Raw genomic sequence first — 17,947 nt, forward strand, 5'->3', positions numbered from 1 at the left:
CCGCACATCCACACCACGCCCGGCCAGCAACCGCACCACACCCGAGGCCCACACACCCTCGGCCCCATCCACCGGGACGACCACGACCCAGCAGCCACCCAAAACCCCGGCCGCCGACCGCTCCGTCACCGGCCTCCACGACACCCGGTAACGCCAACCATCCACCGCCGAACGCACCGACTCCTGCCGCCGCCACGACGACAACGCCGGCAACACCTCACCCAGCGAAACCCCCGGATCCACCGCCAACTCCGCAGCCAACGCGGCCACATCCCCGCGCTCCACCACATCCCAGAACCGCCCATCGACCGCCGAGCCCGACGCGGCGGCCTCCGCCGATCCGGCCAGGGCCGGGGCCGGGGCGTTGAGCCAGTACTGCTGGCGCTGGAAGGCGTAGGTGGGCAGGTCGATCGTGCGGGCGCCGGTGGTGGCGTACGGGGCGGCCCAGTCGGCCTTCTTGCCCCGGACGTACGCCAGTGCCACGGCCGCGGTCAGGGTTTCGGCCTCGGGGCGTCCGCCGCGCAGCGTGGCGGCGTACGCGGTGCCGTCGGCGTCGGGCAGACAGTCCTGGGCCATGGCGGTGAGCACGGCGTCGGGGCCGAGCTCCAGGAAGGTGGTGGCGCCCTTGTCGGCCAGCGTCCGCATACCGTCCAGGAAGCGGACGGCCTCGCGGACATGGCGCACCCAGTACTCGGGCGAGCACAGCTCCTCGGCGGTGGCGACGCGCCCGGTGACGGTGGAGACCACGGGGATGCGCGGCGGTGCGTAGTCCAGCACCTGGGCGACGCGCCGGAATTCGGCGAGCATGCCGTCCATGAGCGGGGAGTGGAACGCGTGGCTGACGGTGAGCCGCTTGGTCTTGCGGCCCCGCTCCTCGAAGGACGCCGCGATCTCCAGCGCCGCGTCCTCGTCGCCCGAGACGACGACGGAGTGGTGGCCGTTGACGGCGGCGATGCCGATCCGGTCCTCGCGTCCGGCGAGCAGCGGCAGTACCTCGTCCTCCGACGCCTGCACCGCGATCATCGCGCCACCGGCCGGAAGCTCCTGCATCAACCGGCCACGGGCCGCCACCAGCGCGGCGGCGTCCTCCAGGGACAGCACACCCGCCACATGGGCGGCGGCGAGCTCGCCGATGGAGTGTCCGGCGAGCAGTTCGGGGCGCAGTCCCCAGGACTCGACGAGGCGGTAGAGCGCGACCTCGACGGCGAACAGGGCGGGCTGGGTGTAGTCGGTGCGGTCGAGGAGGGCGGCCTCGGGGCCGCCCTCCTCGGCGAAGAGCACGTCGAGGAGCGGGTGTTCGAGCTGTTCCTCGAGGTACCAGCAGGCGTCGTCGAGGGCTTCGGCGAAGACGGGGTAGGCGTCGTAGAGCTCGCGGCCCATGTCGAGGCGCTGGCTGCCCTGTCCGGTGAAGAGCAGGGCGAGCTTTCCGGCGGCGGGGGCGCCGCGTACGACGGTCGGTGCGGCGCCGTCCTCGGCGAGGGTGCGCAGGGCGGCGAGGAAGCCGTCGCGGTCGCCGGCGAGGAGCACGGCGCGCTGCTCGAAGGTGGCGCGGGTGGTGGCCAGGGAGTGGCCGATGTCGGTGAGGGCGAGCCCGGGGTCGGCCTCCAGCAGCGTGTGCAGCCGTTCGGCCTGGCCGCGGAGGGCGTCGGTGGTCTTCGCGGACAGGGCCCAGGGCAGGACGGCGGGTTCCGCGGAGCCCTCGCCATCGGGGTCCTCGGCTTCGTTCCGCTCCTCGCCGTCGGCCGGGGGCTGTTCGATGATGGCGTGGGCGTTGGTGCCGCTCATGCCGAACGAGGAGACGCCCGCGCGGCGCGGGCGGTCGCTCTCCGGCCAGGGCCGCGCCTCGGTCAGCAGCTCGATGTCACCTGCGGTCCAGTCGACATGCGGGGTCGGCTCGTCGATGTGCAGGCTGCGCGGCAGAACGCCGTGGCGCATCGCCATGACCATCTTGATGATGCCGCCGACACCGGCCGCGGACTGGGTGTGGCCGATGTTGGACTTGAGCGAGCCGAGCCACAGCGGCCGGTCCGCCGCGCGCTCCTGGCCGTAGGTGGCGAGCAGTGCCTGGGCCTCGATGGGGTCGCCCAGCGTCGTACCGGTGCCGTGGGCCTCGACGGCGTCGACCTCACCGGACGACAGTCCGGCGTTGGCGAGTGCCTGGCGGATGACGCGCTGCTGGGCGGGGCCGCTGGGGGCGGTGAGGCCGTTGCTGGCGCCGTCCTGGTTGATGGCGGTGCCGCGAACGACGGCGAGCACCCGGTGGCCGTTCTTCCGGGCGTCCGAGAGCCGTTCGACGAGCAGCATGCCGACGCCCTCGCCCCAGGCGGTGCCGTCGGCGGCGGCGGCGAACGGCTTGCAGCGTCCGTCGGCGGCGAGGCCGCGCTGGCGGCTGAAGGCGATGAACGAGCCGGGGTTGGCCATGACCGCCGCGCCACCGGCGAGCGCCATGGTGCACTCGCCCGCGCGCAGCGCCTGGACGGCCAGGTGGAGCGCGACCAGGGAGGAGGAGCACGCGGTGTCGACGGTGACGGTGGGGCCTTCGAAGCCGAAGGTGTAGGCGATCCGGCCGGAGGCCACGCTGGCGGCGTTGCCGGTGACCAGGTAGCCCTCGAAGCCCTGTTCGGCCTCGTGCAGCCGGGGGCCGTAGTCCTGGGTCTCGGCGCCGACGAACACACCGGCCCGGCCGCCCCGGAGGGTCGCGGGGTCGATACCGGCGCGTTCGAAGACCTCCCAGGAGGTCTCCATCAGCAGCCGCTGCTGCGGATCCATCGCGAGGGCCTCGCGCGGCGAAATACCGAAGAACGCCGGATCGAACTCATCGGCGTCGTGCAGGAATCCGCCTTCGCGGGTATAGCTGCTGCCTGCCTTGTCCGGGTCGGGGTCGTAAAGCCCGGCGAGATCCCAGCCCCGGGTCACCGGGAATTCGGAGATGACGTCTTTTCCGCCCGCGACGATTTCCCACAGTTCTTCGGGAGAGCCGGCCGAACCGGGGAATCGGCAGCTCATTCCGACAATGGCGATGGGCTCGTCGGCGGCGATCGGGCCCATTGTGGCGTCGGCCGAGGACGCGTCGGAGCCGTCGTTCTCACCGAGCAGTTCGGCGCGCACATGGCGGGCGAGGTCGGCGGGGGTGGGGTGGTCGAAGGCGAGGGTGACCGGCAGTCGCAGTCCGGTGGCGGCGGTCAGCCGGGCGTGCAGGTCGACCGTGGCGAGGGAGTCGAAGCCCAGGTCGAGGAAGGGGCGCTCGGGGTCGAGGAGGTCCGGCGCCTTGTCCTTGAGGGCCTGCTCGACGATCTCGCCGACCCAGGCGGTGAGGGCCTCGGCGCGCTCGGCCTCGGGGATTCCGGCGAGCCGGTCCCGCCACGGGGACGCTTCCTCGGGGCTCGTGCCCCCCATTTCGGTGTGCTCGGGCGTGAAATCCACGGACTCACTCACCATCGCGCGCCCCATTACCCTCGCAGACATAACACCAAGACCGTACGTCAGCTTTACACAGGGCAGGGCGGCTAGAAACCCCTTCAAACCCCCTATGGACCCCTATCATCCCTTTGGGGTCCCGTATCCGGGGGGCAGCGGGCAATGGCCACGCTTAATTCACCAGAGTGCATGAGAATTCCGGTGGCGACAAGGATCTCGAGCAAATAATGCGCCCAGTATTCAATTTTTCAGAGGTGGAGGGCTTCAGAGGTGGAGGGGTTCAGAGGTGGAGGGGTTCAGAGGTGGAGGGGCGGCCTTTCGGTCCGCCCCTCCACCTCTCGGGGGATCGCCAGTTGGTCTCGGGGTGGTGTCAGCCGCGGTCGGGGGCTCTCTCGATGAACGGAGCGAGCAGCCCCGGTACCGCGGTCTCTGCGAGGGCGATTCCCTGGCCTTCGGTCAGGTCGTACACGTGGTAGACGCCTTCACCGGCGGCGGTGGTGGCGCCGAGGGTGATCAGCCCGACCCGGCGCTGGAACGGCGTCCGGGAGAACTTCCAGCCGATGATGGCCTCACGCTGATGGGCGACGGTGCGGCGGGCGAACGCCCCGGAGCACATCACCAGGAAGCCGCCGCGCAGGAGATGGCCGAGGCTGTGGTAGGCGTTGAAGGCGAACGCCACCAGGACCGGCACCAGCACCACACCGGTGATCACGCCGGTGATGACGAGCCAGGAGCCGAGCCACAGGCCCAGGCCCACCGGGACGGCCGCGATCAGGACCGACCAGATGAGGGCGCGGTTGATCCGGCGTCGCAGGGCCGCCCGGGGGTGCGGGAGAAGACCCTTGCGCTCGATCAGACCGGGGCCGGTCGGCAGCGCCTCGGCGGCGACCCGCAGGGCCTCGCCGCGCGGGGTGGGCGGGGTCAGGGCGCGGCGCCTGCGGTTGTCCTCCTGGTTGCCCAGGCCGCTGGCGACGGCGTTGAGCTTGGCGCCCTTGGCCCAGCGCAGCGGGATGGGCTCGACGAGTTCGAGGCCGCGCAGATGGCGTTCCTCGATGCTCACGGAACGGGTGGCCAGCAGTCCGCGGCGGATGCGGAAGATCCCGCCGTCCTCGCGGCGCAGCTCGTAACCGGCCCAGTTCTCGATGAAGGTGGCGGTCGAGCCGATCATGCCGAGGACGACGATGAGGACGGCGGCCAGCAGGGCTCCGTACCAGAGCGGAATGGTGCCAAAGCGGTTCTCGAGGTCCTTGATGATGCCGAGGTCGAGCGGGTCGACCTGGAGCTCGCTCAGGGTGCGGTACGCACTGGCCGCGGCGATGAAGACACCGCCCACGCCCCACAGGGTCAGCGGGCCGTAGCGCAGCCAGGACCAGTCCAGCCGGCTGAGCACACCGTCGCTGTCGGCCACCGGCCGGGCCTGGCCGGCGTCGCGCAGGGCGATGATCCGGCCGCGCAGCTCCAGGGCCTCGGCCTTGGTGATGCCGTCGAGGGCGAGCCTGCGCGCGGCGGCGTCGCTCTGGTCCCCGCTGTCGATCCGCAGCGTGGTGAGGCCGAAGATCCGGTGGACCGGGTTGGCGGTGAGGTCGACACCGCGGATGCGGCCGATCGGGACCGAGCGCTCGCTGCGGAAGAGCAGACCGGTGTGGAGCTCGAAGCGGTCCTCGGTGAGCCGGTAGCGGGTGGTGAACAGCCGCATCAGCCCGATGCCGCTGATGACCAGGAAGGTCACGAACAGCGAGCCGAGGGTGATGATGACCTGGAGGTTGGTGTCGCCGCCGGTGACCGCGAGGCTGACCAGGAACATGGCCACCGGTGCGGCGAGGATGGACAGGTTGACCAGGAGCAGCCGGCTGTTGAGCCGCCCCCAGTCCTGGCCGGCCTCGTGAGAGGACGGCCGCACGGTGGTGTCCGACGTCATGTGGCGTCTCCCGGGACGGCCTGGGTGGACTTGGCCAGGTACTCGACCAGGTCCGCCGCCATCTTGTGGTCGATGCCCTTGATCTTCACCGCGCCCGCGGCGGAGGCGGTGGTCACGGTGACGCCGGAGAGCCCGAACATCTGCTGGATCGGGCCGCGCAGGGTGTCCACGGTCTGGACCCGGGAGAGCGGAACGACCCGCCACTGCTGCCAGAGCCAGCCGGAGGCCGCGTAGACCGCCTCGTTGGTGGCCTCCCAGCGGTGGACCCGGTAGCGCCAGGCCGGCATGACGGCCATGTAGAGCAGCCCGGGGACCAGCGAGATCAGCGTGGCCCACATGAAGAACTCACGCGTGGGGGGGATGGAAGCCCACAGGATCCCGAAGACGAGCGGCAGAGGCAGGGCGAAGACCGCGGACTGCACGGTCCACCAGCCGATCGCACGGCGGTCGACCCGGTGCCGAGGCGGTCGGAGCCTCAGGTTGTCATGGCGTTCCACTGCTTCACCCTGCTCTTGCGTCTGGCGGGTGCCGGGGCGGGCCCGGCGGGGTTGGTGGACTATGAAATCAGGCCGTTCAGACCGACGCACCGGTGGTGGTCTGCTGCGGCAGCGGGCCGCTCGCGGTGTCCTGGCCCTTCAGCTTGCGCATCTTGGCCAGCAGCACGGCGGTACGGGTCAGCACCATGGCCAGCGACATGAAGACGAAGGCGTTGGCGTAGGTGTCCTGACCGCTGATCTTGTAGTCGATGGAGAACTTGACCAGGTCCATGGTGAACCAGTGCTCGGCGCCGTAGGCGAAGAGGATGCGTCCGCCGGAGAGGACGATCCACACCAGGGCGTAGCCGATGCCACCGATGGTGTAGAGGTCACCGGACGTGGCGTCCTTGTAGGCGGGCAGCAGCACTCCGGCGATCAGACCGCAGATGACACCGGTACCGACGCCCACGAGCTGCAGGGAGAGGTCGTTGCCCTTGGTCGGGAAGGACTCGACGAAGATCGCGATGACGATGGCCACGGCGATGACCGAGCGCACCATCCGCATCGTGGTGATGCGGCGGCGGCCGATGTCGGTCGCCAGGATGATGATCAGGATCGTGCCACTGGCGATCAGTGCGGACATGAACTGGCTCATCTGTGGCATACGGGACGTTCTCCAAGCCAAAAAGGGTGATGTGCAGGCGGTGTGACGACTCTCCGTCCCACCTGGCTCAACGCTAGAAGCGGACCGGCCGCCGCGAGACGACTGAACGGTGGGTTCTGGCTGTCAACCGTCCGGTGGACACGGTGGACACGCGTGGTAGTACTGAGCGCGTGCGCAATCACTCTCCGGGGGAGGGCTCGCAGACCGGGGCGTACTACGGTCCCGAGTCCGGCACCCGCTGGTTCGGCCTGTGGGACGGCTTCTTCGCCGTCTCCTATCTCGTCACAGCGATCCTGCTCTTCCTCTCCAGCGGCTCCCAGGCAAGCCACTCCATCCCGATCGCCGCGCTGACGCTGTGCGTGCCGTGGTACGCGGCGGTGGGCCGGACGCTGATGATCGAGGACACCTACGGCCCGCGGAACCTGGTGTTCGCGGCGGGCCTGGTGGCGTTGTTCTGCGTCACCACGGCGTTCAACCTCATCGGCGCGTTCGCGCTGTTCGCCGTCATCCCGATGCTGATCATGAGCCTGCCGATGGTCTGGGCGGTGGTGCTGGCCACGGTGGCCAATCTCTGCCCCGTGCTGGTGGTGGCGTTCATCGGGGAGGACCTGGGGCTGAGCGTCCTGGGCGTCCTGCCCATCTCGCTGCTGAGCATCGCGCTGTCGATGCTGCTGGGGCTGTGGATCAAGCGGGTGGTGCGGCAGAGCAAGGGGCGCGGGCAGCTCATCGAGGAGTTGCAGCGCAGCCGGGAGCGGGTGGCCCGGCTCTCCCACGAGGCCGGTATCTCGGCCGAACGCGAGCGGCTGGCCCGGGAGATCCACGACACCCTGGCGCAGGGCCTGACCAGCATCATCAGCCTGGTGCAGGCGGCCGAGTCAGAGGTGCGCGACGCCCCGGACCAGGCGGTGAACCATCTTTCGCTGGCCGGGCGGGTGGCCAAGGAGTCGCTCGCCGAGGCCCGTGACTTCGTGGCCGCCCTCACCCCGCCCGCGCTGCGCGGCGGTTCGCTCTCCCAGGCGGTGCGGCGGCAGGCGGAGGGGCTGATCGCCGAGACCGGCCTGGAGGTGCGGTGTTCGGTGATGGGCGAGGAGAAGCCGCTGCCGATGGCGGTGAGCGTGGTGCTGCTGCGCACGGTGCAGGAGGCCATCGCCAATGTGCGCAAGCACGCCCATCAGGCCCGTACGGTGGATGTGATCGTGGTCTTCGACCAGGGCGGCGTCCGGCTGCTGGTCCGCGACGACGGCGAGGGTTTCACCCCGGACGGCACCCAGGAAGGCTACGGGCTGCGCGGGATGCAGGCCCGGGTGGAGGAAATCGACGGGGTGGCGTCCGTGACCAGCAGCCCCGGACGGGGCACCACCGTGGAGGTGAGCGTGCCGGTGACGGCGCTGACCGGGGAGGCAGTGAGTGGCTGAGGATATGCCGGGCAATCCGAGCGGCCCCATCAGGGTCTTGCTGGCCGATGACCATCCCGTGGTGCGGGAGGGGCTGAGCGCCATGCTGGAGTCCGCCGAGGGGATCACGGTGGTCGGGCAGGCCGGTTCCGGCGAGGAGGCGGTGGTCCAGGCGGTCGCGCTGCGGCCGGACATCACCCTGCTGGATCTGCGCATGGGCGGGATGGACGGGGTCGAGGCCACCGGGCAGATCCTGCGGCAGGTGCCGGGCTGCAAGGTGGTCATCGTGACCACGTACGAGGACGACTCCGACATCCTGCGCGCGGTGGAGGCGGGCGCCGCGGGCTATCTGCTGAAGGGCAGTTCACGCCAGGAGCTGATCGACGCGGTGCAGACCGCGGCGCGTGGCGAGACGGTGCTCACCCCGTCGCTGGCGGGCAAGCTCTTCCGCTCCCGGACGGTCGAGCCGTCCCCGCTCTCCAGCCGTGAGCGCGAGGTGCTGCGGCTGGTCGGCCGGGGGCTGACCAACGCCGAGATCGGCGCCGAGCTGTTCGTCAGCGAGGCCACGGTCAAGACGCATCTGCTGCGCTCGTTCAAGAAGCTCGGCGTCTCCGACCGTACGGCCGCGGTGATGAAGGCGATGGAGCGCGGGTTCTTGAGCTAGCGCGGCCGTGACGGGGTTTACGACCGCGGCTTTACGACCACGGGTAGCCCCGCGGGTTTACGACCGCGGGTAGCCCCCTCTACACCGTCCCCGTCAGGCTGCTGTCCGAGAGCTTGGCGGGCAGGTCACGGCGCCGCTTGACGTTCAGCTTGCGGTAGATGCGGGTCAGGTGCTGCTCCACGGTGCTGACGGTGACGAACAGCTTGGACGCGATCTCCCGGTTGGTGTTGCCGTGCGCGGCCAGCACCGCGATCCGCACCTCCGCCTCGGTCAGCGCCTCCACATCGCGCTGCTGCTCGGCACCCTGGCCCGGCTGGGCGGCGGCCGCCGCGAACTCACCGGCGTCCGCGTGCCGGGGCATCAGCTCACGGCACAGCGGATCGGCGCCGCAGGTCTTGGCCACATGCCACGCCTTGCGGACGAACACCCGGCCCCGGTTGAAGTCGCCCAGTGAGCGGTAGGCGCGGCCGAGTTCACCGAGGGCGATGGCGAGCTGGATGCGGTCGTCGCCGCCCTCCAGGATCTCGACAGCCTCCTTGAGCCGGGGCACCCGGCGCTTGAGCTCGTCGGTGCGGGCCAGGACCACCAGCAGAGCGCCGCGCAGCCGGGCGTCCTCCGGGCCCAGCCGCAACTGCTCCTCGGCCAGCGCGCGGGCGCGCTTGGGGTCACCGAGGGCCAGCCAGGTCTCGGCGGCGTCCACCCGCCAGGGGCTCAGCAGGGGCATGTCCATCCGCCAGGCGTCCATCAGCTCACCGGCGGCCGTGAAGTCGCCGAGCGCGGCGTGGTAGCGGCCGGTGGCCAGATGGCAGCGGCCCCTCGCCCGCAGGTAGAACAGCCCGGGGAGGGTCTGGAAGAGCTCGTCGGGCAGGGGCTGTTCGAGCAGCGCCATGGCCTCGTCGTAGTGGCCCATCCCGGTCTCGGCCTGGATCAGGGTGGACAGCAGCAGCCCGATGCCCACACCCCAGCCCTGGACCGAGATCCGCGACATCGCGGTGCGCGCCTGGTGCGCGGCGACCTGCAGATCGCCCTGGCGCAGCGCGATCTCGGCCCGTACGGCGGACAGCAGCGCCTGCCAGGTGGGGACGCGGCGGGCGGAGCATTCGCCCAGCAGCCGCTCGCACCAGGACAGGGCGAGGTCGAGCCGGCCGGCCAGGACCAGCGCCAGCAGCGCGATGACCAGCGGCTGGAGGGTGCTGTCGCTCAGGTGGTGGCGCTGCAGGACCCGCTCCGCCTCGATGACGGCCCGGTCGGCCTGGCCCTCGGTGAGCGCGGCGGACATGGTGGCGGCGGCGTGGGCGTAGGCCAGGTAGGCCATGTCGCGGGGGGCGCCGGTGGCCGCCGTGACGCCGGTCCCGACGGTGGGGAGGCGGTCGCGCAGCGGGGGGCTGAGCATCGTCAGCCACTGGGCGGAGGCGGAGACGGCGGCGGTCATCGCGGGGTCGTCGCCGGTGCCGGCCGAGCGGGCCAGCGCGGCGACGGTGTCGGCCGCCTCGTCCAGCCGTCCCGACCAGATGAGGTAGGAGGTGATCGGGGCGACGTCGCGCGGGGCGAGCCGGCCCCGCTCGGCGTCCTCGATGAGCTCCGGCAGATGGCTCTCGGCGGCGGCCGGGCCGATCCGCCAGGCGATGCTGACCAGCCGGGCCTTGAGCGCGGTGCGCTCGGGGCCGGGCCCGCAGGCGTGGTGGGCGTGCGCCAGGCAGCGGAGCGCGAACTCCAACTCCTCCTCGACCAGGGCGAATTCGGCGGCCTCGCGCAGGACGGGGACGGTCCAGCGCTCGTCGTCCTGCCGGGCGGAGACCAGTTGGCGGGCGACGTCGAGGGCGGAGGCGCCGTCGGCGTGCAGCAGCCGGGCGGCGCGGGCGTGCAAGGCGCCGCGGGCGGTCGCGGGGGTCGCGTCGAGCACCGCGGTACGGGCCACCTCGTCGCGGAAGGCGTTGTGCTCCAGGATGGCGCACTGGTGCAGGTCCTGGACGCCCTGCTGGACCGTGCTGACGCTCAGGTCGAGGAGCTGGCCGAGCAGCCGTGGGGAGCGGGCGTCGCCGAGGACGGCGACCCCGCGGGCGACCTCCAGCACCTCGGGCTCGCCCCGGTGCAGACAGCCGAGGACGGCGTGGGCGAACGCCTCGCCGGGCGCGGGGCGCTGCTGGGCCTCGCCGTGCTCACCAACGGTCCGCCAGTCCTCCAGCAGGGCGCGCAGCAGCATCGGGTTGCCACCGGAGACGCGGTGGCACTCGGGGGCGAGGCGGGCGGCGACGGTGGCGGACAGGAAGCCGGACAGTGCCTCGGCGACGCCCGACTCGGTGAGCATGTGCAGCCGCATGCGGACGCAGTTGGGCTGGCGGAGCAGTTCGGCGTGGAAGGTGAACTGTTCCTGACGAAGCCGGGGGGATTCGGTGAGGACGATGAGAACCTTCGCCTGACGCACCCGACGGGCCAGGTGGAGCAGGAATTGCAGCGACTGATCGTCACCGCAGTGCACATCGTCGACGAGGACGACAAGAGTGCGATCGTCGACCATCCGCAGCAGTACCGAGGAAATCTGGGACATCACGTGCATGCGTCCCGCGGCGGTGGTTTCCAGCCCGTTTCCGTCAAGCAGTGCGATCACTTCGGATCGCACTTCGGAGGGCATCGCGCCGTTGTCGAAAATCTTCCGGATAATCCCGAACGGAAGGTCTCTCTCGGCTCTCGAACCGGTCGCTTCCAGGAGCAACGCGCCGCTTTCGATGGCCTGTTCGGCAAAGGTGTTCAGCAGCGTGGTCTTCCCACTGGCCACCGCGCCGCTGACCAGAGCCAGCCGGCCCCTGCCCTGGGTCGCGCCGCGCAGCATTTCGCGCAGGGCGGAGAGGTGGTTCTCCCATTCGAAGAGGTTCGCAGGCAAAGAATTCATCCCCCGATGAACGCCACCTGATGCCTCCAACGGACTGCCGGGGGCAACAAGCGTGACGAGTGGTGTTTTCCAGTACGTCGGCCAGGTTCCTGAAGCGCCCGGGTCAGGGTCTCGACCCCGAAAGCCGCTCCGCGACGAGACTCATAATCGGCTCTTGATGCCCGGCCAAGAAGAAGTGACCACCAGGGAACACCCGGATGTCGAACGCGTCGGTGGTGTGCGACCGCCATGCCTCCGCCTCTTCGAGGCTGGTCCTGGGGTCGTTGTCGCCGGTCAGCACGGTGATCGGCGAGCGGACGGCGGCGCCGGGCGCGGAGCGGTAGGTCTCGATCGCCTTGTAGTCACCGCGGATCGCCGGCATCGCCATGCGCAGAATCTCCTCATTTCCGAGGACGCGGGAATCGGTGCCGCTCAGCAGCTTCATCTCGCGTACGACGCCGTCGTCATCGCGCCGGTGCACATTCTCATCGCGGTAACGGGAGGGCGCCCGGCGGCCCGACGCGAAGAGGGCGAGCGCGGAGAACTCCGCGTCGGCCTCCTCCAGCCGCCGGGTCACCTCGAACGCGAGAACGGCGCCCATGCTGTGGCCGAAGAAGACGACCGGGAGATCGAGCCACGGCTTCAACTCCGCGGCGATGGCGTCGGCGTACTCGTCGATGTTCTCGATCAGCGGGTCCTGCCGCCGGTCCTGACGCCCCGGATACTGCACGCACAGGACATCCGCGGACGACGAAAGCGTTTGTGACATCGGGAAGAAGAACGACGCCGAACCACCGGCGTGCGGCAGACAAATCAGACGGGCGCGACTCTCGGGCGCCGGATGGAATCGTCGTATCCAGACGCTGTCTTCTCGCTGTGCACCCATGCGTAGGGAAGTTCTTTCACTCGTCAGGCAATCCGTGCGGGCAGACGGCAGAGCCTACCGGGCGTGCATCCAGGGCACCTCGGCACAGCACTGCCCCTCCATGATTAACACGCCCATTGATGTAGGGGGCACCCCTAGTCTAGGGGGATTCTCCTTGACTGGGACCCCGGGGCGTGTGCGACTGTCGTGCACTCCTGCTGAGCGCCTCCGCCAGATCGTCCAGGGCGTGCACGAGTTGCTCGGCGTCGCGCAGCGCCACCCCCGGACGGTCCCCGGCCCGCTGCTGCCACCGCGCCAGCGACTGGTGTACCGCCTCCCAGTCCAGCGGCCGCCGCTGCCGTACCGCCTCGACCGCCTTCGGGATCGCCTGCCGCAGTGCCGCGGCGAAGTCCCCGGCCCCTTCGGACGGCGCCGCGTCGCGCTCCGGCAGATGCGCCTCCAGCAGCATGACGACTCGTCCCATCGTGGACAGCGCCGTCTGCGCCGCCCGCGCCGCCCGCTGCGACAGTCCGCGGTGGCGCACCGGTTCCCGGTGGGCCTGTGACTCGCTCTGCTCCCAGGCCGCCCGCGCAGCGCGGGCGTCCAGCAGGGCGTCCCGCACCTGGCGGGGGCGGCGGTCGGCGGGGCGGGCGTAGGCGTCGAAGACGGCGGTGGCGAAGGAGCCGTTCGCGGTCAGCCAGTCCGCGAGCCGGTCCCGCAGCCGCGGTGTCTCCCAGGCGGGGAAGACCGCGTACGCGACCATCGCCAGCACCCCGCCGAGCAGGGTCAGCGCCACCCGCGCCTGCACGGTCTGGCCCCATGCCTCGCCCGCGATGCTGAGCAGGAAGACCACGTACGCGCTCACGCACGCGGAGGTCACGATGAAACCGGTGCGCAGCAGTAGGTACATCGCCAGGACGCAGACCACGGCCAGCCCGGCGCTCAGGTAGGAGCCGGGGTGGACCAGTGCCACCACCCCGCCACCGACCAGCACACCGGCCAGGGTGCCCAGGAAGCGGGCGACACCGCGGGAGTACGTCTGGGCGAAGTCCGGCCGCAGCACCATCGTGGAGGTCAGCGGCGCCCAGTAGGAGTGCCCCAGCGGCAGGGCCGTGCTCAGCAGATAGCCGCTGACGCTGACCGCGCACAGGCGCACCGCGTGGCGCAGTACCGGCGAGGACCAGCGGGCCTCGCGGCGGATGGAGCGCAGCGCCATGGTCACGGTGCCCGGGATACCGGGGCGGGGCAGGAAGCGGTGGACCGTCCGGCCTTCGGCGGACACCTCCTCCACCGGCTCATCGGACGCCTCCACCACGTCCGCCACCAGCGAGAAGAGCCGCAGCGCGGCACGGCGGGCGGCCCCGCTCAGCTTCGGCCCGTCCTCCGGCATCCGCAGGACGGACATGGCGTCGGAGGGCACCCGCACCGGTGTGCCGTGGCGGATGGCGTGGGCCACCGCGTCCAGCACGGTGCCCGTGGCGGCCAGCAGTTCCCGCACCCGGTCGCGCTCGGGCCCCTCCTCGGGGGCACCGACCACCGGGTCGGCGAGCGAGGCGAGCACCGGACGGATCCGCTCGGCCAGCAGCCGGTAGCCGCGTAGCTGCCGGGGACGGCGCCGGGCCTGACGCGGGGTCAGGGCGGCGGCGCTGCGGGCCTCCATCAGCGGCTTGGGGTCGAAGTGCGCCACCGGTTCGTAGCGCAGCTTGCGGGCGTAGTCCGCGACGGCGGCGAGCGCGTCCGCGAGGGCGTCGCGCTGCACACCCCACGGGCGTACCGGAAAGAGCACGATCAGCGCGGCCTGCACCACGCCGCCGAGCCCGACCAGCAGGGCGTGCCCCAGGGCGCCCAGGGTCGAGGTCGGCAGCGTGACCGTGATCAGCATGACGGCCACCATCTGGGTGGAGACCAGCCCGGAGACCGGGCCGACCGCCCATGACATGCCCGTCATCAGCGTCCATACGGCGAGCATGATGACGAAGGTGAGGGTGTGGGTGGCGGCCAGATAGCCGAGGAAGGTGCTCACCGCGAGACCGGCCGCGGCGGCCAGCGCCAGCCAGGGGCGGGGGCGCCAACTGCGCTGGAAGGTGGCGATCCCGGCCGAGAAGGCGCCGAAGGCCGCCGAGACGGCGAGCGTCGGCGAGCCGAGCCACAACGCCATCCCGATGACGATCGCCACCCCGCACGCACCGCGGAGCGCGACCAGCGGCTCCATCCTGATGCGTTCGATCGCAAGGCCGGTCCGGGAGGTCTCCTTCAACGCGTGCGACCAGGTCATGCGGCGAGACTACGGGGTGGCCCCGGGAGAACTGAACCAACCGTTCCGCTCTGGTTTCCCCCGGGTCCGGCCCCTGGCGGGGATCAGTCCCCGGGCTCGCAGTCCACCTGGAGGAGCTGGAGCGGCCGACTGCCGTCGAGGTCCACATACGCGGTGAAGGTGTGGGTCTCCGGCTCCTGGCCCCAGTGGGTGGTGATGGTCGCCCAGCCGACCCGCGCGGACTGGGCCGTGGTCACCTCGCCGACCTCGATGTCCTCCGGCTGGTTCTGCGCGCACAGCAGCAGGTCGAAGCCGGGCGTCTGGGCGGCCTCCTCCTTGAGCTGATCCGAGACCAGGTGCTCCCGCTCCCAGGCGCGCGGGCCGTGGTTCCCGTAGAAGCCCTCCAGGAAGTGGTGGATCTCCTCGGCGGTGTAGCGGCCGTTCGGGTCGGTCTGCGCGGCGGCCGAGGCGGGCGACCCGGCGGCCAGCGCGAATCCGAGGCCGAGCGCGGCCACACAGCCGCCGGCCACCGCGGCACGGGAGCGAAGTGAGCGCATCACAACAGACATGACAAATCCCCCTGTATACGGTCTTGCTTTGATGATTCGCCCCTTATGCGGGCGAGCACACAGGAAGACCCTTCAGCCCCGCCAATGGTTGCCTCAACTGTCCCTGGGACATGAGAACTTCCCCTGCGGCCCCCAGTGCGTCGCCCGCCCGGCCGGATTCTGGGTGAAGGCGCCGCAGTAGAGCACCGGCTCCGAGCCCCGGTCGGTGTGGTGCAGGATCACCAGCGGCTTGTCCCGGGGCACCGAGCGGCCCCGCCCGACGTCCAGATAGCCGCTGGCGCCCTGTTTCCGGATGCCGTTGTCGAGGCCGATCTGCACATTGGAGCGCTCCACGTTGTCGGTGCTGCGGAAGGCCCGGTTGGCCGCCTCGGCCATCAACTGCATCGCGTCGTACGCCAGGGCGGCCCGCCCGTCGTCGCGCCACAGGTCATGGGATCCGAAGTCCCTGGCGTAGTCGGCGTTGAACTTCTTGGCGATATCGCTCAGCCGCGGATGGCCCGCGGGCAGCACATGGACGGTGTGGTACAGCCGCAGCCAGGGACGGTCCGCGTACTCACCGGCGAGGGCGGCGGTGGTGAGGTCATTGCCGCCGAGCACCGTCAGCTTTCTGCCCTCGCACGCGGTGTTGTCCCCGAAGTCGTCGAGGAACGCGCTGAACTGGAGGGCGCGGGAGGCCCAGTAGACGACCGTACGGGGGTTGGCGATGACCCGCTCGCACACCGCGTCGGCCAGCTCGCCGATGCTGTCCTCACGGGCGACACCGTCCTGCCCCGGCCCCTGGGCGATATCGCCGGACCGGCCGCCGGGGGTGTACTCCAGGGTGAACGGCCGGGCGCCGAACCGCTCGGCGAACAGCGTCCCTATCTCATCGCTGTACAGATCCCGGGGGTCCTTGACGACCACGGCGGCGCGGGCCGGGGAGCAGCTCCCGGTGCCGTCGTCCATGATGTTGCCCCGGCGGGCGAAGTCGGCCTCGATCGCGGCCTCACGGCTGTTGGTGGGCGCCACCCTGCGGTAGTACCCGTCCACCTGCATCAGATCCGCCGTGGCCGTGGTGCCCACAACCGGGATCCGCGCGCCGCCCAGGATCCGCACGGCCTCCTGGGTCTGCTTCAGGCTCTTGGAGAAGCCCACCACGCCGATGATCCCGGAGCCCTTCTTCCGGGCGTCCTCGGCGACCTGGCGGGCGATGCGCGGCGCGTGTCCGAAGTCGTCCCCCGCGTTACGGCTGTCGATGCGCAGCCACACCTTCTGGGAGTCATTGCGCGCCTCGTCGTTCAGCGCGCGCTGGGCCAGTGCGATACCGCGCAGCTCGGGCACGGCCGCGTTGTACCGCTGGCCCTCCTGGTCGGCGGCCACGTCCGAGCCGATGTGCACCACCGTACGGGCGGTGCCGTCGCCGTCCCCGACCTCGCGGTCCACCCGTGCATTCTCCTCGCGGATCAGCCGCCGGGCGTCCTCGTACTGCTTCCGGGGCGAGTCCGCGCTCAACTCGGGCCGGCCCGCGACGACCTCGCTGGCCGCGCCGCCCAGACAGCCGCGGTCCGGCTCGTCCGTGACCCGGTCCAGCAGCCACACGCCCGGCGCGCTCAGCAGAGCCGCCACCACCACCCCGGTCAGGGCCAGCTCGGCGGCCGGACCGAGCCGGAAGGTGCGCGGCGAGACGGGGTCGAGGTCCAGCCCCTCCGACTCCGGCACGGGTGCGGGCAGCGCGGCCCGCAACGGCCGGGGCGCACGCGACGGCATCCCGCTCGCGCCGCGCAGCCTGGCGGCCGCGCGGCCCAGCCCGCCGCTCTCCCCCGCGGCCGCCCCGCCCGCCGGGGACGAGGCCGCTCCGCCCTCCGAGGACACGGCCGCCCCGTCCGCCCGGGATACGCCCACCCCGTCCGCCGGGGACACGGCCACCACCACGACCGCCGCGCACCGGGTGTCCCGGGCGGCCTCTGCGTACCGCTCCAGGAAGCGCTCCCCGGCCGCCGCACCGGCGGCGTCCTCCGGCAGCTCCAGCAGAAAGACACACCGGGTTCGCCGCCGGCGCCGCCAGGGCGAGATCCGGCCCGGCCGGGCCGCGCGCCGCAGATCCGCCAGCAGCGCATGCAGCAGCAGCTCCTCCCACCGGCCGACCGCCGCCTCCGGGTCGCGTCCGCGCTCGGCGCGCAGCAGCCGCGCGGCGTTCTCGAAGAAGTCCTCGGCGGTGCGGCCATGGCTGATGCGCCGCCAGTCGGCGTACCAGCCGCGCCGGGTGGAGCGCAGCAGCAGGCGGGTGCCGCGCCGCCCCCACCACCAGCGCGGCAGCAGTTGAAAGAGGGGGCGCATCAGCAGCCGGCGCAGCTCCGCGACCCACCCCGGCCCCGCCGTGCCGCCCTCCGCGCTGTCGCCGCCGAGCGCCCATAACGCCCGCAGCAGCGGCCCTCGGGCGATCCGCTGTGCGTAGCAGTGGTCGCGCAGCGCGCGGCCATCCGGCTCGGGAGCCCGCGGGTCCAGCGCCTGCTCGACGATGTCCCGCGTCAGGAAGAAGTCGGTGAGCCGCAGGCGGCCGGTGCGGCGGGGCACATCGACGCACAGCTCGCGGCCGAGGTCGAGCGTCAGCGGCCGCCGCCCGGCGGCGTCGCGGATCTCATCGGGGCCGAGCGCCGCGTACGGCACCCGCTTGGCGCCGTCGGGATAGAGCATCCGGCGCAGCCCCCGCATCGCCTGATGGGCGTGGGCCGCCGCCCGCTCGCCGTCGGCGAGCAGCAGCACGGGCGGCAGCAGATCCCGCCCCTTGGCCTTCCGGTCCCGAGGCTCCACGGCGCCCTTGAGCGCCTCGATGAACTCCTCGGCCCCTTCCCCCTCCGTGAACCCAGACATGCCGCCC

11 protein-coding genes are annotated in these 17,947 nt (G+C 71.5%); 2 read left to right on the plus strand and 9 right to left on the minus strand.

Features of this window, described 5'->3' with window-relative positions; translation table 11 throughout:
- The 4 genes from J5X86_RS30930 to J5X86_RS30945 form a co-directional block, all read right to left on the minus strand.
- The coding region (locus J5X86_RS30930) for a beta-ketoacyl synthase N-terminal-like domain-containing protein (protein WP_374229307.1) at positions 1-3,423 on the minus strand (3,423 nt) is incomplete at its 3' end.
- 364 nt (positions 3,424-3,787) lie between these two features.
- Positions 3,788-5,335, minus strand: a complete 1,548-nt coding sequence (locus tag J5X86_RS30935; protein ID WP_208520001.1) for a PH domain-containing protein — start codon at positions 5,333-5,335, stop codon at positions 3,788-3,790.
- Positions 5,332-5,832, minus strand: coding sequence for a PH domain-containing protein (locus J5X86_RS30940; RefSeq protein WP_208520002.1), 501 nt, complete (start codon positions 5,830-5,832; stop codon positions 5,332-5,334). Before J5X86_RS30940 ends, J5X86_RS30935 begins: the two co-directional genes overlap by 4 nt.
- 76 nt (positions 5,833-5,908) lie before the next feature.
- Positions 5,909-6,454: a hypothetical protein gene (locus J5X86_RS30945; protein WP_243981880.1), complete on the minus strand. Its 546-nt coding sequence runs from the start codon at positions 6,452-6,454 to the stop codon at positions 5,909-5,911.
- 191 nt (positions 6,455-6,645) lie between these two features.
- On the opposite strand from J5X86_RS30945, the gene J5X86_RS30950 reads away from it, so the two are divergent.
- Positions 6,646-7,890: a sensor histidine kinase gene (locus J5X86_RS30950; RefSeq protein ID WP_208520004.1), complete on the plus strand. Its 1,245-nt coding sequence runs from the start codon at positions 6,646-6,648 to the stop codon at positions 7,888-7,890.
- A gap of 4 nt (positions 7,891-7,894) precedes the next feature.
- On the plus strand, positions 7,895-8,533 hold the full coding sequence (locus J5X86_RS30955; protein WP_208520150.1) for a response regulator transcription factor: 639 nt from the start codon (positions 7,895-7,897) through the stop codon (positions 8,531-8,533).
- Positions 8,534-8,612: 79 nt separating this feature from the next.
- On the opposite strand, the gene J5X86_RS30960 is transcribed toward J5X86_RS30955, so the two are convergent.
- The 5 genes from J5X86_RS30960 to J5X86_RS30980 all read right to left on the minus strand — a co-directional run bounded on the left by J5X86_RS30960 (position 8,613) and on the right by J5X86_RS30980 (position 17,940).
- The gene (locus tag J5X86_RS30960; protein ID WP_208520005.1) at positions 8,613-11,423 is read right to left on the minus strand and encodes a LuxR family transcriptional regulator; all 2,811 of its coding nucleotides are present in this window, start codon (positions 11,421-11,423) and stop codon (positions 8,613-8,615) included.
- Between the two features lie 103 nt (positions 11,424-11,526).
- Positions 11,527-12,288, minus strand: coding sequence for a thioesterase II family protein (locus J5X86_RS30965; protein WP_208520006.1), 762 nt, complete (start codon positions 12,286-12,288; stop codon positions 11,527-11,529).
- A gap of 139 nt (positions 12,289-12,427) precedes the next feature.
- Positions 12,428-14,542, minus strand: coding sequence for an FUSC family protein (locus tag J5X86_RS30970; RefSeq protein ID WP_208520007.1), 2,115 nt, complete (start codon positions 14,540-14,542; stop codon positions 12,428-12,430).
- 83 nt (positions 14,543-14,625) lie between these two features.
- The gene (locus J5X86_RS30975; protein WP_208520008.1) at positions 14,626-15,090 is read right to left on the minus strand and encodes a hypothetical protein; all 465 of its coding nucleotides are present in this window, start codon (positions 15,088-15,090) and stop codon (positions 14,626-14,628) included.
- Positions 15,091-15,183: 93 nt separating this feature from the next.
- Positions 15,184-17,940 (minus strand): hypothetical protein, encoded by a 2,757-nt coding sequence (locus J5X86_RS30980; protein WP_208520009.1) that lies wholly within the window; start codon positions 17,938-17,940, stop codon positions 15,184-15,186.
- Positions 17,941-17,947: the final 7 nt, after the last annotated feature.

It is taken from the genome of Streptomyces sp. NEAU-YJ-81 (genome assembly GCF_017592595.1).
Lineage (GTDB): Bacteria > Actinomycetota > Actinomycetes > Streptomycetales > Streptomycetaceae > Streptomyces > Streptomyces hygroscopicus_B.

Coding starts and splice junctions, on each gene's coding strand:
- J5X86_RS30935 (WP_208520001.1), bottom strand. CDS start 5,335: ATGACGTCGGACACCACCGTGCGGCCGTCCTCTCACGAGGCCGGCCAG.
- J5X86_RS30945 (WP_243981880.1), bottom strand. CDS start 6,454: ATGTCCGCACTGATCGCCAGTGGCACGATCCTGATCATCATCCTGGCG.
- J5X86_RS30955 (WP_208520150.1), top strand. CDS start 7,895: ATGCCGGGCAATCCGAGCGGCCCCATCAGGGTCTTGCTGGCCGATGAC.
- J5X86_RS30960 (WP_208520005.1), bottom strand. CDS start 11,423: ATGAATTCTTTGCCTGCGAACCTCTTCGAATGGGAGAACCACCTCTCC.
- J5X86_RS30965 (WP_208520006.1), bottom strand. CDS start 12,288: ATGGGTGCACAGCGAGAAGACAGCGTCTGGATACGACGATTCCATCCG.
- J5X86_RS30970 (WP_208520007.1), bottom strand. CDS start 14,542: ATGACCTGGTCGCACGCGTTGAAGGAGACCTCCCGGACCGGCCTTGCG.
- J5X86_RS30975 (WP_208520008.1), bottom strand. CDS start 15,090: ATGTCTGTTGTGATGCGCTCACTTCGCTCCCGTGCCGCGGTGGCCGGC.
- J5X86_RS30980 (WP_208520009.1), bottom strand. CDS start 17,940: ATGTCTGGGTTCACGGAGGGGGAAGGGGCCGAGGAGTTCATCGAGGCG.